Source organism: Pseudomonas sp. SDO55104_S430 (assembly GCF_054070595.1).
The window spans coordinates 15,141-30,681 of the sequence record NZ_JBSVXG010000015.1 but is presented as its reverse complement, the minus strand read 5'-3'; the positions used below and the strand labels follow the sequence as shown (position 1 = coordinate 30,681).

The following is a 15,541-nucleotide window of genomic DNA, read 5'->3' as shown; positions in this document are numbered from 1 at the left end:
CGAATGGATATGTACAAGAGCGGCCGAATCAGCAGCAGCGATTCCGGCTCGTTTTCCGACCTGAACCGGTTGAACCAACTCAAGGTCGGCGACAAGAACAGCGACGCGAACATGCGCAAAGTGGCGCAGGAGTTCGAGTCGCTGTTCCTTGGCGAGATGCTCAAGTCGATGCGCTCGGCCACCGAAGCGCTGGGCAAGGACAACCCGCTCAATACCCCTGAAGCCAAGCAATATCAGGAAATGTACGACCAGCAACTGGCCGTTTCCATGTCTCGCGAAGGTGGCGGTATCGGCCTGGCGGACGTGCTGATGCGCCAGATGTCGAAGAACAAACCGCTGGCTCCGGGCGAGGCGGCGACCTTGTCCGCCGCCAAGCAGGAAGCCGCGAAAGCTGCTGCGCAAACCCCGATCGCCGCCGGCACCGTAGCCGTCAACGGTCCGCTGTCGCGGGTCAATGGCGAGCGTCCGCTGTGGGCTTCGCGTTCTGTCAGTGCGCCAACCGGCGAGGGCACGCACCGTAATGACATGGAGCTGATCAATCAGCGTCGGCTGGCTCTGCCGCCGAAACTGGCTGATCGCCTGTTGGCCGGTCTGGTGCCTTCGGCAACCACTACTGCCAGTAACACTGCCGCGGTCAACAAATCGCCACTGCCGGAGCGTCTGGCAAGCACCGGCTCCGGCCCTCTGTACAACGGCGACTGGCTGGCCCAGGCGCAAGCCGCCTCGAACGGTCCGCTGACGATTCAGGGTCGCGCGATTGCGCAGATTCCCCTGGCGCCACCGAAGAAGGCTTTCAGCTCCGCCGACGAATTCGTCAACACCATGCTGCCGATGGCCAAGGAAGCCGCCGACCGCATCGGCGTCGATCCGCGTTACCTGGTGGCTCAGGCCGCGCTGGAAACCGGATGGGGCAAATCGGTCATGCGTGCCCAGGATGGCAGCAGCAGTCACAACCTGTTCGGCATCAAGGCCGGCAACAGTTGGCAAGGTGATTCGGCGCGAGCGATCACCAGCGAATTCAGAAATGGCCAGATGGTCAAGGAGACGGCCGAGTTCCGCTCCTACGATTCTTACAAGGACAGCTTCCATGACCTTGTAACGCTGCTGCAAACCAATAATCGCTATCAAGATGTCGTGAAGTCGGCCGATAACCCGGAACAGTTTGTACGCGAGCTGCAAAAGGCCGGTTACGCGACCGACCCGCAGTACGCGAACAAGATTTCGCAGATAGCCAGGCAAATGACGAGTTACCAAAACTACGCCGCGGCGGGCGCGTCCACGACGCCTCTATAAAGACACAAGGTATAAGGTCTGAATCATGAGTTTGCTCAACATCGGAATGTCGGGTCTGTCCGCTAGCCGTGCGTCCCTGGTGACCACAGGTAACAACATTTCCAACGTCGATACCGTCGGGTACTCGCGCCAACAAACCGTACAGAACAGCAAGAACTCGATTCAGTACGGCAATGTGTTCATCGGTACCGGCACCACGCTGGCCGATGTGCGTCGGGTGTACAACAGCTACCTTGATTCGCAGTTGCAGACCACCACTTCGCTCAACAGTGACGCCCAGGCGTATCTGGGGCAGGCCACTCAGGTCGACAAGTTGCTGTCCGACAGCGGCACCGGTGTGACCAAGTCCCTGCAGGCGTTTTTCTCGTCCCTGCAAACCCTGGCCGGCAACTCCAACGACAATGCCGCGCGTCAGGCGCTGCTGACCAATGCCCAGGGCTTGAGCAGTCGCTTCAATGCGATTTCCAAGCAACTGACCCAGCAAAATTCCTACATCAACGATCAATTGGGCTCGATGGCTGACCAGGTCAACAAACTGGCGTCGACCGTTGCGGCTTACAACAAGAAAATCGCCGAAGTCAGCGGCTCGGGCGGCACGCCCAACGAGCTGCTGGATCAGCGCAACGAAACCGTTCGCCAGCTCAGCGAACTGGTCGGCACTCAGGTCACTGAGACCGAAGGTCGTCTGGATATCTATCTGGGCAGCGGCCAGCCACTGGTGGTCGGCGACACCGTCAATAAGCTGCGCGTAGCGCCGGATCCGTCTGACCCGACCCGTTCCGCGATCATCATGGATCGCAACGGCTCGTCGATCGACATCACCAATGTGATGAGCGGCGGCGAGATGGGCGGTCTGGTGCGTTATCGCAATGATGTCCTGACGCCTGCGGTCAACGGCCTGGGCCGTATCGCCATGGTCGTGGCCGATCAGGTCAACAAGCAGCTGGGCCAGGGCCTGGACCAGAACGGCAATTTCGGCGCGGCGCTGTTCAACAACATCAACAGTGCGGCGGCCATCAGTCAGCGCAGCATCGCCAACGGCAACAACAACCCGGCTTCCGGCAACCTGAACGTCACCATCCAGGACACCAGCAAGGTGCAGGCCAGTGACTATCAGGTGACCATCACCGCCACCGGCTACAACGTGCGTCGCCTGTCGGACAACACCGATATGGGCAACTTCGCTTTCGCCACGCCGCCGGCCGCCGATCCGGTCATCGACGGTTTCAGCCTGAGCATCAACTCCGGCACCGTCGCTGCCGGCGACAGCTTCAAGATCACCCCGACCCGCAGTTCCGCCGCGGACATGACTACGGTCATGACCGACACCAAGACCCTCGCCACGTCCGCGCCGCTGACGTCGACCAAGGCGTCGGGCAACGACGGTACCGGCGCGGTCGGTCAGCCGACCCTGAAGACCGTTCTGGATATCTACAACCCGGCCCAGCGTCTGGAAGTGCAGAACGCCGTCAAGGCATCGATGCCGGTTCGTATGGTGATGACCAGTGCCAGCGCCTATGAAGTATTCGACTCCAAGGGCAACAGTATCGGCACCGGCAGCATCGTGCCTGGCCAGGACAACGACCTGAACATCAACGTGCCGTACACCGATGCCGGTGGCAACGCGCAGACGTTCAGTGTGGGAATGACCATCAGCGGCAGCCCGGCGTCGGGTGACAGCTTCAACATCAACATGACGGCTGCCGACAGCACCGATAACCGCAACGCCCAGGCGCTGCTCGGTCTGCAATCGAAGGCCACCGTCGGTGCCAGTGCCACCAGCCCGGGCGTCAGCTTCACCGACGCATACGGCGGGCTTGTGACCACCGTAGGTTCGCTGACCAAGCAAGGCCAGCTGGATGCCACGGCCACCCAGACCATCAATACCAGCGCCCGCGACGCCCGTGATTCGCTGTCGGGTGTCGACCTCGATGAAGAAGCGGGCAACCTGACCAAGTATCAGCAGTACTACACGGCCTCTTCGCAGATCATCAAGACTGCGCAGGAAATTTTCAGCACCTTGATCAATGCCCTTTAAGGAGCCGTAGAACATGCGTATTTCTACTGCACAGTATTACGCCACGACGGCGGCGAACTATTCTCGCAATATGAGCAATGTCGTGAAGACTGCCGAGCAGGCCAGCAGCGGCATCAAGGTCGCAACAGCCGCGGATGATCCGGTCGGTGCCGCACGGTTGCTGCAATTGGAGCAGCAGAAGGCAATGCTGGGTCAGTACACCACTAACATCAGTGCATTGAGCACCGCTCAGGCGCAGGAAGAAAGTGTGTTGGACAGCATCAATACCGTGCTGCAAAAGGTCAGTGAGCTGGCGGTGCGGGCTGGTGGTGCTTCATTGAACGATGATGATCGCAAGTCTATCGGTGCAGAAGTCGCTCAGGCTGAAGAGCAACTGCTCAGTTTGATGAATAGCAAAGACGCGAACGGCAAGTACATCTTCGCCGGTGCCAGCAATAACACTCAGCCCTTTGTCCGTAACAGCGACGGCACCTACAGCTATCAAGGTGACCAGACACAGATTGAACTGAAGATCGGCGAATCGATGTCTCTTGGCTTGAACGATACCGGTTGGGATGTTTTCCAGCAGGCGATCAACGCCGCCCGCAGTTCGACCACCATGACGGCCCCGGCGGTGGATGATGGACGGGTATCCGTGTCCCAAGGGCTGGTAAATTCCGGCCCGGCCTTCGATGCAAATTTCCGTAATGGACAGCCATACACTCTGTCGTTCACCAGCAGTACGCAATACGTGATCACTGATGCCTTGGGCAATGATGTGACTGCCGAGGCCAGCGGTGGAGGAAAATTTGATCCGGATAGCAAGGATGGCTCCGATATCAGTTTCCGCGGTGTGACCTTTGCGCTGGATATCACTTACCAGGCGGGTGACACGCCGGCCAACGCCGATGCCGTCATCGCCGGTCACAGCTTCCAGCTGGCGGCAAAGCCGGACAGCTTCACCAGTACTCGTGCTCCGGGTAATACCTCGACTGCTGTGATCACTCAGACTTCGGTGACCAATGCGGCCGACTACAAGAGTTTCTTCCCGGAGGGTGGCGCTGTATTGAAGTTCACCGGACCCGGTGCCTTCGAGCTTTATGCACGTCCATTGACCAGTACAAGTACGCCGGTCACTACCGGAACCGTGACAGCTGGTGTGGCCACAGCCGCCGGTGTCAGTTTTACCTTGGGCGGTACGCCGCCGAACCCGGTTGCGGGTGATCAGTTCGATATTTCAGTCAACACGCACCAGACGCAGAACGTTCTCGATACCGTCAGCCAGTTGCGCAAAGCGCTCGAAACCCCGACTGCTGGCGATCCTGCAGCACAACGAAACCTGCAAAACGTGATCGCCTCGTCCATTGCTAACCTGAGCAACTCCAAAAACCAGGTTGACCTGGCGCGAGGGGCTATCGGTGCTCGGGGCAATGTAATGGATATGCAGCGTGATTCGATTCAGAGTACCGGGCTGATCAACACGTCTACGCAATCTTCGATCCGGGAGACGGACCCTGCAGAAGTCCTTACTCGCCTGACCTTGCAACAGACCATGCTGCAGGCCGCACAGCTCGCGTTCGCCCGAGTTTCCCAGCTGAGCCTGTTCAACAAGCTTTGAGTCGGTCCTGACCGCTCGCGGCCAGCCCCTGTCACAGGGGGTTGGCTTTTTTTTGCACTTTTTTCGCCTGAAACGGCGCGGGGCAGGGCGCGAGCCGGACCACAAAATCAAATAAACCACCCCTTGCTGAGTGACCCGTCAGTCAAAACGCGCATCTTCACTGTATCCTGTCTGCGGGCGGTGAAGGCGTGAGGGGTGTTCAAGGGTATTCCTTGAGCCTCGACGTTGCCTCTTCTGGGGGCCAGGCCCCGACTGTAGACGCCCTCGATTCAGCGAGCGGCGATGTTCAGCTGTTTATTATTTGGGAAGCCATAAATGATTGGCATAAAAAATATAGCGAGTTACGTGCCGGCAGCCGGGATTGATAACTATGCCCAGGGTGCAAAGTTCGACAAGGACGAGACCTTTATCCTTGGCAAGATCGGTTCCGCGTTTTTGCCACGCATGGATGCTGATCAGGAAACCTCCGATCTGTGTGTCGAAGCAGCCAATGCGTTGTTCGCCGCCAATCCTGAACTCAAGCGTGAAGCCATCGATTGCCTGATCGTCGTCACCCAGAACGGTGATGAAGAAGGATTGCCGCACACCGCTGCAATCGTTCAGGACAAACTGGGCCTGTCGACCCATGTAGCCGCTTTCGATATTTCCCTGGGCTGTTCCGGTTACGTCTACGGCCTCTATGCGATCAAGGGCTTCATGGAAGCGACGGGGCTGAAAAATGGCCTGCTGATCACTGCCGATCCTTATTCGAAGATCGTCGATCCGGAAGACCGCAATACCACCATGCTGTTCGGCGATGCCGCCACCGCGACCTGGATGGGCGAAAACGCCGTCTGGCAGCTGGGCAAATCGAAGTTCGGCACCGATGGCTCCGGCGCACCGCACCTGAAAGTCTCCGATGGCGTGTTCTTCATGAACGGCCGCCAGGTCTTCAACTTCGCCCTGTTGAAAGTCCCGGCGCATTTGCATGAACTGCTGGACGAGTCGAATCTGCAGGCCAGCGACATCAATGCCTTCTGCATTCACCAGGGCAGTGCGGCCATCGTCGATGCCGTGGCACGCCGCTTCGAAGAGGGTGAGCCTGAGAAGTTCGTCAAGGACATGCTCGAAACCGGTAACACGGTGTCGTCGAGCATTCCGTTGCTGCTGCAGAACCATGTGTTCGACTCCACCTGGACCCGTGTCGCCATCAGCGGCTTTGGCGTGGGCCTTTCATGGGGTTCGGCGATTCTCTATCGCGGCTGATCGACTCGATCGCAGCGGCAAAAAAACGCCCGGGAATGAAAATTCCCGGGCGTTTTTCGTTTTTCTGGCGCCGACTTTATGACTCTAAACCCTTGAAAATAAAGGGCTGGCACGCTGCCATTAAAAAAATCAAAAAAAGCCCTCAAGCAAACCAGTACCACGACGATAACTATTACGTAGGTTCTCTAGGCCACACCAGGCGGTTGCCAGGGCCGGAAGCCGCAGTATCCATCCAACGAGGATTTCGTCATGGCTTTAACCGTAAACACTAACATTGCGTCGATCACTACCCAGGGCAACCTGAACAAAGCCGGCGGCGCTTTGCAAACTTCCATGCAGCGCCTGTCTTCCGGCCTGCGTATCAATAGCGCCAAAGACGACGCTGCCGGCCTGCAAATCTCCAACCGTCTGACCAGCCAGATCAACGGCCTGGGTCAAGCGGTCAAGAACGCCAACGACGGTATTTCCATTGCGCAAACCGCCGAAGGCGCAATGCAGGCTTCGACCGACATCCTGCAGAAGATGCGTACTTTGGCTCTGTCCTCGGCCACTGGCTCCCTGAGCGATGCAGACCGTAAGTCGAACAACGACGAGTACCAGGCTCTGACCTCCGAACTGACCCGTATCTCGCAGACCACTACTTTCGGTGGCCAGAAGCTGCTGGACGGTTCTTACGGCACCAAGGCAATTCAGGTTGGCGCCAACGCTAACGAAACCATCAACCTGTCGCTGGAAAACGTTGCAGCCAACAACATTGGCTCGCAGCAGGTCAAAAGCGCAACTTCGGCTCCGAAGCTGACCGGCCTGACTGGTGGTAACGTTACTGTAACCGGTAACGGCGAGAGCAAAACTTATGCCGTGGGTGCTGGTGCTTCGGCTAAAGAAATTGCGAAAGGCCTTAATGGCATTGTCGGTGGCTTGAGCGCTACCGCCAGCACCGAAGTTCGTTTCACAGTGAATGATACTGCTGCTGCTGCTACTCCAGCATCCTTCACCATGGATGTCGGCGGTCAGGCAGTAGCCTTCGTAGGTGTGACCAGCACCGCTAGTCTGGCTGATCAACTGAAATCCAACGCTGCTAAGCTGGGCATCAGTGTTAACTATGATGAAGTAAACAATTCTTTGTCGGTCAAGTCCGATACTGGCGAGAACGTTGAATTCTCAGGTGTGACTGCTGGTGCTTCCATCCAAGTGGCCACGAAAGACGGTAGTGGTACCTATAGCGGCGATATCGTGGTTGCGGACACTCTGGTTGCCACAGGTGCAGTGAACCTGGATTCCTCCAAGGGCTTCGCTCTGACCGGCGGTGCTGCGGTAACTGAGCTCTTCGGTACTACCACCACCTCCAAAAAGACCACGATTTCCCAAACTGACGTTACTGCAGCTGACAGCGCTCAGAACGCGCTGGCAGTCATCGACAAGGCTATCGGTTCGATCGATAACGTTCGTTCGGGTCTGGGCGCCACCCAAAACCGTCTGACCACTACTGTCGACAACCTGCAAAATATTCAGAAAAACTCCACCGCTGCTCGTTCCACCGTGCAGGACGTGGACTTCGCTGCTGAAACCGCAGAGCTGACCAAGCAGCAAACCCTGCAATCGGCTTCGACTGCCATCCTGTCGCAAGCGAACCAGCTGCCATCCGCTGTACTGAAACTGCTTCAGTGATCTGAGCGCTTGGTAATGGACGGAAGGGCGCGTTTACGTGCCCTTTCGTCTTTTTCGTGATGAGGAGATAGACATGGATATGAGCGTCAAGTTGAACCAGTCTTATCCGCCGGTAGCATCGCAGAGCTCATCTGCACCGGTCGAGCCGGTCAGCCGGCCTAAGGTTGAAGCGGTTGTCCAGGCGGCAACCGAGCCTAAGCGTGACGAGTTGGAAAAGGCGGTGACCGATATCCGCGAGTTCGTGCAGGCCAGCCAGCGCAAGCTCGATTTTTCGATTGACGATTCCACCGGTCGCGTCGTGGTTAAGGTTATCGCGACCGAGAGCGGTGATGTGATTCGCCAGATCCCGTCGGAGACTGCATTGAAATTGGCGCAAAGCCTGAGCCAGGCCAGCAGTTTGTTGTTCGACGACAAAGTCTGAGCTGGCATGAATTTTGTTGTTGTCTGCGCTTGAGGTGTAGTTCGCCAAGAAAGCGGCAGCCAAGAAATAAGGAGAAAGACGATGGCAGGTTCAACGGTTAGTGGTATCGGCTCGAACATTGATACCCAAAAGATCGTGCAGGCGCTGGTCGATGCCGAAAGAGTGCCCAAGCAAACGCAGATCAATACGCAGACGTTGAAAGCAACCACAACGCTATCGTCGATCGGCAAGATCCAGGCGGCGCTGGATGCCTTCCGTGGTGCCCTGACCACTATGGGTACCGATAACAGTCTCCGTGGCTTGATAACTTCATCCTCGGATGAAAAAGTCGCCACCATGACGGCAGGGAACGGTGCATCTACCGGCAGTTTTGCACTTGTAGTGACGCAGTTGGCCAGCGCCTCCAAGCTGGCGACAAGTACCTTTGCTGGCGGTGCTTCAGCAGTTGTGAACAAGGGCGCCACGCCGACGACCCTGACCATCTCGCAGTCCGGCAAGGATTACGATTTGAGCATTCCGCCGGGAGCTACGCTGCAACAGGTGCGCGACTCGCTCAATACTCAGTTTTCAACGGCCGGGTTGAGCGCGAACATCCTGACGGATGCTTCTGGCTCGCGGCTGGTTTTGACCTCCACGACCATGGGGGTCGGTTCAGATCTGACTTTGTCGGGTAACTCAGGTCTCGATGTCGGCTCAACAGTGATCGACCAGCCGAAAAATGCCAAGTACAGCATTGATGGCATCGAAATGGAGTCCAAGAGCAACACGATTGCCGAAGCAGTCAGTGGTGTAAGCATCAAACTTCTATCGGTTTCGCCAACCGCTGCCAATGCCACCAAGCCCACCCCGACGACCATATCGGTGGCCACGAGCAACTCGGCGTTGAAGTCTGGCGTCAAAGGTTTTGTCGATACTTACAATGCGTTGGTCAAGGCCATCAGTGCGGAGACCAAGGTCACGATGGGTGCAGATGGCAAGCCGATCGCCGGAGCTTTGACGGGTGATGCCTCGATGCGCACCTTGATGAGTTCGTTGCGTAATGAACTTAACGCTCTGTCTGGGTCCGGCACATTCAAATCGATGGCGCAATTCGGCATCAGCACTGACTCGACCACAGGTTTGTTGGTCATTGATGACAAGAAGTGGGACAAGGCGGTAACAACCAACGCAGCGGACATAAGCAGTATTTTCAACGGCGATAATGGCTTGCTCAAGCGCATGACCACCGCTACGGATGGTTACGCGAAAGCCACCACCGGCACGCTGGCTGAGCGTTCGAAGTCCCTGACTGACAGCCTCAATGACCTGAAAAAGCAGCAGGACACTCTCGATGAGCGGATGACGCTCTTGCAGTCCAGCCTCTCTGCCAAATACAACGCGATGGATTCTCTGGTAGCCAAGCTGCGAGCGCAGAGCGACAGCATCATGACCACACTCAATGCACTGAATAATCCGAAAGACAATTGATTCGGATCAGTTAAAAAACCCAGGCCGCTTGTAAAGAGGGCGCCTGGGTTTTTTCATTGCTGGTGCTCCGCGTTAAAGTTCTCCGACGCTCAGTCGACATAAAGATCAGAGCACTCCACTTTCAAGCTGTCGTCTGTCACGAGGTAGAAACATGAACCCCATGAGAGCCCTTCGCCAATACCAGAAGGTCAATTCCCATGCTCAGATCTCTGAGGCCAGCCCTCATCGCCTGGTGCAAATGTTGATGGAGGGCGGGCTGGATCGCATGGCCCAAGCCAAGGGTGCCATAGAGCGTGGCGATATCGCACTCAAGGGTTTGATGCTCGGTAAGGCCACGGACATCGTCATCGGCTTGCGTGACGGGCTCAATTCGGAAAAAACCGAAGATCCTGCGTCGATCCAACAGCTCGACAGCCTGTATGCCTACATGACAAACCGCCTGATGGAGGCCAACACCAGCAACGATGTGGCAATCATCGACGAAGTGGCGGGCCTGCTGGAAACCCTGAAAAGCGGCTGGGATGCCATTGCCAATCAATAGGCTTCGAGCCTGAGGATGACGTCATGAGTCAAGCACTGCGGCGAATTGAAGAAACCCGTGAAGCGCTGGTCGATGCCTTGGCGGCGCGTAACTGGGATGCGATTGGCGAGCTGGATTCGACCTGTCGCGAGTGTGTCGAGGAAGTGCTGAGCGAAGCGCCGATCGACGAAGAGGCGGTGCGCAGCAATCTTGAGGGGTTGTTGGCGGTGTACAAGGACCTGCTGACCGCGACAATTGGCGAGCGCCAGGCAATCGTCGATGAGATGTCGCAGATCAATCAAGCACAAAAGGCGTCAAAGGTTTACCATCTGTTTGGTTAATTGACGCCAGTTAATCCAAACATAGTGCGCCATAAATTTGACTGTGCACGGTTTTTTGACTTAACTAGTGGCTGTTCCAGATTTCAGTCGTCTTCAGGCATAGTTCGCCTGCAAGCGTTTAGCTTGCCCCAGCATTTTGGGCATCGAGTTGACTAGGGAAGTTGCTATTGCATGTGGCGTGAAACCAAAATTCTGCTGATTGATGACGATAGCGTCCGCCGCCGCGACCTGGCGGTGATTTTGAATTTTCTCGGCGAAGAAAATTTGCCCTGCGGAAGCCATGATTGGCAGCAGGCTGTCGGCTCTTTGTCATCCAGTCGTGAAGTGATCTGTGTCCTGATCGGGACGGTCAATGCTCCTGGCGCTTTGTTGGGCTTGTTAAAGACACTCTCGACATGGGATGAGTTCCTTCCTGTTTTGCTGATGGGCGATAATTCTTCCAGCGAATTGCCGGAAGACCAGCGTCGTCGCGTGCTTTCGACCCTGGAAATGCCGCCCAGCTACAGCAAATTGCTCGATTCCCTGCACCGTGCCCAGGTCTATCGCGAGATGTACGACCAGGCCCGCGAGCGCGGTCGCCATCGCGAACCCAACCTTTTCCGCAGCCTTGTCGGCACCAGCCGGGCGATTCAACACGTCCGCCAGATGATGCAACAGGTTGCCGATACCGACGCCAGTGTGTTGATCCTGGGCGAGTCCGGTACCGGCAAGGAAGTGGTCGCGCGTAATCTGCACTATCACTCCAAGCGCCGCGAAGCACCGTTCGTTCCGGTGAACTGCGGGGCGATTCCGGCAGAGTTGCTGGAAAGCGAACTGTTCGGTCACGAGAAGGGCGCTTTCACCGGCGCGATCACGAGTCGTGCCGGGCGTTTCGAGCTGGCCAACGGCGGCACCCTGTTCCTCGACGAAATCGGCGACATGCCGCTGCCGATGCAGGTCAAGCTGCTGCGCGTGCTACAGGAACGCACCTTCGAGCGCGTGGGCAGCAACAAGACCCAGAGCGTCGACGTGCGCATCATCGCGGCGACCCACAAGAATCTCGAAAGCATGATCGAGATCGGCACCTTCCGCGAAGATCTCTACTACCGTCTCAATGTGTTCCCGATCGAGATGGCGCCGCTGCGCGAGCGCGTCGAGGACATTCCGCTGCTGATGAACGAGCTGATCTCGCGCATGGAGCACGAGAAGCGCGGTTCGATCCGCTTCAACTCGGCGGCGATCATGTCCCTGTGCCGTCACGGCTGGCCGGGCAACGTCCGCGAGCTGGCCAACCTGGTGGAGCGCATGGCGATCATGCATCCGTACGGGGTGATCGGTGTGGTCGAGTTGCCGAAGAAATTCCGCTACGTCGACGACGAAGACGAGCAGATGGTCGACAGCCTGCGCAGCGATCTCGAAGAGCGCGTCGCCATCAACGGTCATAACCAGGATTACACCGCCAGCGCGCTGTTGCCGCCGGAAGGCCTGGACCTGAAGGACTACCTCGGTGGTCTGGAACAGGGCCTGATCCAGCAGGCGCTGGACGATGCCAACGGTATCGTGGCGCGCGCGGCTGAACGCCTGCGTATTCGCCGCACCACCCTGGTGGAGAAGATGCGCAAGTACGGCATGAGCCGTCGTGACGGTGATGAACAGGCGGATGATTGACGCCTGTTTTTCAAGTGCTTCATTTATAAGCGGTTTTTTTTAGGCACGGGTATTGCTACGCCTCTCGCAACGTTCCGTTTCACTGACGGTCAGCCAAGCGAGAAAGTACGATGCCGCAAGCCGCCCAGATCTCTCCTGTCTCAGATGCCTTTGGGGATTCCCAAGGGCATCCGCCGTCTGTAGAGCAGGCAAGCCGGCTTGGCCTCGAGCAGGCGTTCGCTCTGTTCAACCAGATGTCCACCCAACTGAACAGCTCCTACAGCATGCTCGAAGCCCGGGTGACCGAGCTCAAGGGCGAGCTGGCGGTGGTCAGTGCTCAGCGCATGCAGGAACTGGCGGAAAAAGAGCGCCTGGCCAACCGTCTGCAAAACCTCCTCGATCTGTTGCCCGGTGGTGTCATCGTCATCGACGCCCAAGGCATCGTGCGCGAAGCAAACCCCGCGGCCTGTGAGTTGCTCGGCCTGCCGCTGGAAGGCGAGTTGTGGCGCCATGTCATTGCCCGCTGCTTCGCGCCTCGTGACGACGATGGTCATGAAGTTTCCCTGAAGGACGGTCGGCGTTTGTCGATTGCCACGCGTTCGCTGGATGCAGAGCCCGGGCAGCTGGTATTGCTCAATGACCTGACTGAAACCCGTCACCTGCAGGACCAACTGGCTCGCCACGAACGCCTGTCGTCCCTGGGGCGCATGGTTGCCTCGCTGGCTCATCAGATTCGCACGCCGCTGTCCGCAGCCTTGCTCTACGCCAGTCATTTGACTGAGCAGGAATTGCCGGTCGACATCCAGCAACGTTTTGCCGGACGCCTCAAGGAGCGTCTGCACGAGCTGGAGCATCAGGTTCGCGACATGCTGGTCTTCGCCCGTGGCGAGTTGCCGCTTACTGACCGCGTCACCCCCAAACAATTGATGCAGTCGCTGCAGGCGGCGGCGCTGCCCCATGTGCTGGACCTGTCCATTCGCTGGCAGTGCGACAGCCATGCCGGCGAGCTGCTGTGCAATCGCGACACCCTCGTCGGCGCCTTGCTCAATCTCATCGAAAACGCCGTGCAGGCCAGCAGTCGTGACGTGCGCCTGAAAGTGCATCTGTATACCCGCGACAACCAGTTGCGGGTGTGCGTCAGCGACAGCGGGAGCGGCATCGACAGCGTTGTGCTGGCGCGTCTCGGCGAGCCGTTTTTCACCACCAAGGCCAATGGGACCGGGCTCGGCCTTACCGTGGTCCACGCCGTTGCCCGTGCGCATCAGGGCGCGTTGCAGTTGCGCTCGCGGCCGGGGCGCGGGACTTGTGCGCAGGTGATCCTGCCGCTGTTTTGCGATGAATCACGTAACGCTCAAGGAGTGGAGTGAACGTCATGGGCATCAAGGTTTTACTGGTCGAGGATGACCGCGCTCTACGCGAAGCACTGACCGATACGCTGCTGCTCGCGGGACATGATTACAAGGCCGTCGGTTCGGCGGAGGAGGCGCTGACGGCGGTCGAGGCCGAGGCGTTCAATCTGGTGGTCAGCGACGTCAACATGCCGGGCATGGATGGTCACCAACTGCTGGGCCTGCTGCGAGCTCGGCAGCCGCAACTGCCGGTGCTGCTGATGACGGCCCACGGGGCGGTGGAGCGGGCGGTGGATGCGATGCGCCAGGGCGCGGCGGATTATCTGGTCAAGCCGTTCGAGCCCAAGGCATTGCTCGATCTGGTCGCGCGCCATGCGCTCGGCAGTCTTGGCGCCGTCGACAACGAAGGGCCAGTGGCCTTCGAGCCCGCCAGTGCGCAATTACTGGAACTGGCGGCGCGGGTGGCCCGCAGCGATTCCACGGTGTTGATCTCCGGCGAGTCCGGGACCGGCAAGGAAGTGCTGGCGCGCTACATTCACCAGCATTCCCATCGCGCCAGTCAGCCGTTCATTGCGATCAACTGCGCGGCAATCCCGGACAACATGCTCGAAGCCACGCTGTTCGGTCATGAGAAGGGCTCGTTCACCGGTGCCATCGCGGCGCAGGCCGGCAAGTTCGAACAGGCCGATGGCGGGACCATCCTGCTCGACGAAATTTCCGAAATGCCTCTGGGGTTGCAAGCCAAGTTGCTGCGCGTGCTGCAGGAGCGTGAGGTCGAGCGGGTAGGGGCGCGCAAACCGATCACTCTGGATATTCGCGTGGTGGCGACCACCAACCGGGACCTGGCTGCGGAGGTGGCAGCGGGGCGTTTCCGTGAAGACCTTTATTATCGTCTGTCGGTGTTTCCGCTGGCGTGGCGACCGCTGCGCGAACGGACCGCCGATATCCTGCCGCTGGCCGAGCGTTTGCTGGCCAAACACGTCAATAAAATGAAGCACGCTGCCGCGCGATTGTCGCCGCAGGCGCAGGCCTGTCTCATCGGTTATCCCTGGCCGGGTAATGTGCGTGAGCTGGATAACGCGATCCAGCGCGCGTTGATCCTGCAGCAGGGCGGTTTGATCCAGCCCCAGGATTTCTGCCTGGCCGGCCCGATTGCTTGTGCGCCATTGCCGGTTTCAGTACCAACTGCCACGCCTGCACGCGCCGTAGAGGTCGAAGCTGAATCGGCGGGAGCATTGGGCGATGACCTGCGCCGCCGGGAATTCCAGATGATCATCGACACCCTGCGCACCGAACGCGGCCGTCGCAAGGAGGCCGCTGAACGCCTTGGCATCAGCCCCCGCACCCTGCGCTACAAGCTGGCGCAGATGCGTGATGCGGGCATGGATGTCGAAGCCTACCTGTTCGCCACTTAATGGCCCACCCCAACCCCCTGTAGGAGCGAGCTTGCTCGCGATGGTCGTCAACGATAACGCTGGTTGTCTGTTGCCCCGCAGTGTCATTGCACCCATCGCGAGCAAGCTCGCTCCTACAGATTATTCCTCGAGGCCACTGAGCTGGCACCCTTGTTGCTAACACCCCAGTACCCGCCGAGTGAGCGTCAAAAAATTGCGGGCCGCCAATGAGAGTAGATCATGAGCCAAGGTATTGAATTCAATCGGTTGATGCTGGATATGCGTGCCATGCAAATGGACGCCATGTCTGCGCCGAAATCGACTGCCGCCGTCCCTGAACTGAATGGCAGCAGCTTCTCCGACATGCTCGGTCAGGCCGTCAATAAAGTGAATGACACACAGCAGGCTTCCAGCCAGCTCGCCAGTGCCTTCGAGATCGGCAAGAGCGGCGTGGACCTGACTGACGTAATGATTTCCTCGCAGAAGGCCAGCGTGTCTTTCCAGGCTCTGACCCAGGTGCGCAACAAGCTGGTTCAGGCCTACCAAGACATCATGCAGATGCCGGTTTAAGGACGAGACTCA

The 15,541-nt window shown here is 58.3% G+C and carries 14 protein-coding genes; 13 read left to right on the top strand and 1 reads right to left on the bottom strand.

The annotated features are described in order from the left end of the window. The first annotated feature begins 3 nt into the window (after window positions 1-3). The 9 genes from flgJ to ACW9JE_RS04970 all read left to right on the top strand — a co-directional run bounded on the left by flgJ (window position 4) and on the right by ACW9JE_RS04970 (window position 10,590). Entirely contained in the window at window positions 4-1,293 is a 1,290-nt protein-coding gene (flgJ, locus tag ACW9JE_RS05010; RefSeq protein ID WP_457432140.1) for a flagellar assembly peptidoglycan hydrolase FlgJ, read from the top strand. Between the two features lie 25 nt (window positions 1,294-1,318). Next, the gene (gene flgK / locus ACW9JE_RS05005) at window positions 1,319-3,331 is read left to right on the top strand and encodes a flagellar hook-associated protein FlgK (RefSeq protein WP_457432139.1); all 2,013 of its coding nucleotides are present in this window, start codon (window positions 1,319-1,321) and stop codon (window positions 3,329-3,331) included. 13 nt (window positions 3,332-3,344) lie between these two features. After that, a complete protein-coding gene (locus ACW9JE_RS05000) occupies window positions 3,345-4,928 on the top strand; it encodes a flagellar hook-associated protein 3 (RefSeq protein WP_457432138.1) in 1,584 nt (527 codons plus the stop codon). A gap of 315 nt (window positions 4,929-5,243) precedes the next feature. Further along, on the top strand, window positions 5,244-6,173 hold the full coding sequence (locus ACW9JE_RS04995; protein WP_457432137.1) for a ketoacyl-ACP synthase III: 930 nt from the start codon (window positions 5,244-5,246) through the stop codon (window positions 6,171-6,173). A 249-nt stretch (window positions 6,174-6,422) separates the two neighbouring features. Next, complete coding sequence (locus ACW9JE_RS04990; RefSeq protein WP_457432136.1) at window positions 6,423-7,841, top strand: flagellin N-terminal helical domain-containing protein; 1,419 nt, start codon at window positions 6,423-6,425, stop codon at window positions 7,839-7,841. Window positions 7,842-7,914: 73 nt separating this feature from the next. Further along, window positions 7,915-8,262, top strand: a complete 348-nt coding sequence (locus tag ACW9JE_RS04985) for a flagellar protein FlaG (RefSeq protein ID WP_457432135.1) — start codon at window positions 7,915-7,917, stop codon at window positions 8,260-8,262. Window positions 8,263-8,343: 81 nt separating this feature from the next. Further along, window positions 8,344-9,729, top strand: coding sequence for a flagellar filament capping protein FliD (gene fliD / locus ACW9JE_RS04980; protein ID WP_457432134.1), 1,386 nt, complete (start codon window positions 8,344-8,346; stop codon window positions 9,727-9,729). 151 nt (window positions 9,730-9,880) lie between these two features. Then, entirely contained in the window at window positions 9,881-10,270 is a 390-nt protein-coding gene (gene fliS, locus ACW9JE_RS04975; protein ID WP_457432133.1) for a flagellar export chaperone FliS, read from the top strand. Window positions 10,271-10,293: 23 nt separating this feature from the next. Continuing rightward, the gene (locus ACW9JE_RS04970; RefSeq protein WP_224533621.1) at window positions 10,294-10,590 is read left to right on the top strand and encodes a flagellar protein FliT; all 297 of its coding nucleotides are present in this window, start codon (window positions 10,294-10,296) and stop codon (window positions 10,588-10,590) included. A gap of 93 nt (window positions 10,591-10,683) precedes the next feature. Here ACW9JE_RS04970 and ACW9JE_RS04965 read toward each other — a convergent pair whose 3' ends face one another. Then, the gene (locus ACW9JE_RS04965; RefSeq protein ID WP_224533637.1) at window positions 10,684-10,872 is read right to left on the bottom strand and encodes a hypothetical protein; all 189 of its coding nucleotides are present in this window, start codon (window positions 10,870-10,872) and stop codon (window positions 10,684-10,686) included. Here ACW9JE_RS04965 and ACW9JE_RS04960 point away from each other — a divergent pair. From ACW9JE_RS04960 to fliE, 4 genes are all read left to right on the top strand, one after another. Then, entirely contained in the window at window positions 10,783-12,237 is a 1,455-nt protein-coding gene (locus ACW9JE_RS04960; protein ID WP_224533635.1) for a sigma-54 dependent transcriptional regulator, read from the top strand. The genes ACW9JE_RS04965 and ACW9JE_RS04960 overlap by 90 nt on opposite strands. A 110-nt stretch (window positions 12,238-12,347) precedes the next feature. After that, on the top strand, window positions 12,348-13,583 hold the full coding sequence (locus tag ACW9JE_RS04955; RefSeq protein ID WP_457432132.1) for a sensor histidine kinase: 1,236 nt from the start codon (window positions 12,348-12,350) through the stop codon (window positions 13,581-13,583). A gap of 5 nt (window positions 13,584-13,588) precedes the next feature. Beyond that, window positions 13,589-14,980, top strand: coding sequence for a sigma-54-dependent response regulator transcription factor FleR (fleR, locus tag ACW9JE_RS04950; RefSeq protein WP_457432131.1), 1,392 nt, complete (start codon window positions 13,589-13,591; stop codon window positions 14,978-14,980). Window positions 14,981-15,199: 219 nt separating this feature from the next. Then, window positions 15,200-15,529: a flagellar hook-basal body complex protein FliE gene (fliE, locus tag ACW9JE_RS04945; protein ID WP_056853024.1), complete on the top strand. Its 330-nt coding sequence runs from the start codon at window positions 15,200-15,202 to the stop codon at window positions 15,527-15,529. The last annotated feature ends 12 nt before the right edge of the window (window positions 15,530-15,541 follow it).

What these genes read in the sequence shown, in the direction of transcription:
- flgJ (WP_457432140.1), top strand. Translation starts at nt 4, where the DNA reads ATGGATATGTACAAGAGCGGCCGAATCAGCAGCAGCGATTCCGGCTCG.
- flgK (WP_457432139.1), top strand. Translation starts at nt 1,319, where the DNA reads ATGAGTTTGCTCAACATCGGAATGTCGGGTCTGTCCGCTAGCCGTGCG.
- ACW9JE_RS05000 (WP_457432138.1), top strand. Translation starts at nt 3,345, where the DNA reads ATGCGTATTTCTACTGCACAGTATTACGCCACGACGGCGGCGAACTAT.
- ACW9JE_RS04995 (WP_457432137.1), top strand. Translation starts at nt 5,244, where the DNA reads ATGATTGGCATAAAAAATATAGCGAGTTACGTGCCGGCAGCCGGGATT.
- ACW9JE_RS04990 (WP_457432136.1), top strand. Translation starts at nt 6,423, where the DNA reads ATGGCTTTAACCGTAAACACTAACATTGCGTCGATCACTACCCAGGGC.
- ACW9JE_RS04985 (WP_457432135.1), top strand. Translation starts at nt 7,915, where the DNA reads ATGGATATGAGCGTCAAGTTGAACCAGTCTTATCCGCCGGTAGCATCG.
- fliD (WP_457432134.1), top strand. Translation starts at nt 8,344, where the DNA reads ATGGCAGGTTCAACGGTTAGTGGTATCGGCTCGAACATTGATACCCAA.
- fliS (WP_457432133.1), top strand. Translation starts at nt 9,881, where the DNA reads ATGAACCCCATGAGAGCCCTTCGCCAATACCAGAAGGTCAATTCCCAT.
- ACW9JE_RS04970 (WP_224533621.1), top strand. Translation starts at nt 10,294, where the DNA reads ATGAGTCAAGCACTGCGGCGAATTGAAGAAACCCGTGAAGCGCTGGTC.
- ACW9JE_RS04965 (WP_224533637.1), bottom strand. Translation starts at nt 10,872, where the DNA reads ATGGCTTCCGCAGGGCAAATTTTCTTCGCCGAGAAAATTCAAAATCAC.
- ACW9JE_RS04955 (WP_457432132.1), top strand. Translation starts at nt 12,348, where the DNA reads ATGCCGCAAGCCGCCCAGATCTCTCCTGTCTCAGATGCCTTTGGGGAT.
- fleR (WP_457432131.1), top strand. Translation starts at nt 13,589, where the DNA reads ATGGGCATCAAGGTTTTACTGGTCGAGGATGACCGCGCTCTACGCGAA.
- fliE (WP_056853024.1), top strand. Translation starts at nt 15,200, where the DNA reads ATGAGCCAAGGTATTGAATTCAATCGGTTGATGCTGGATATGCGTGCC.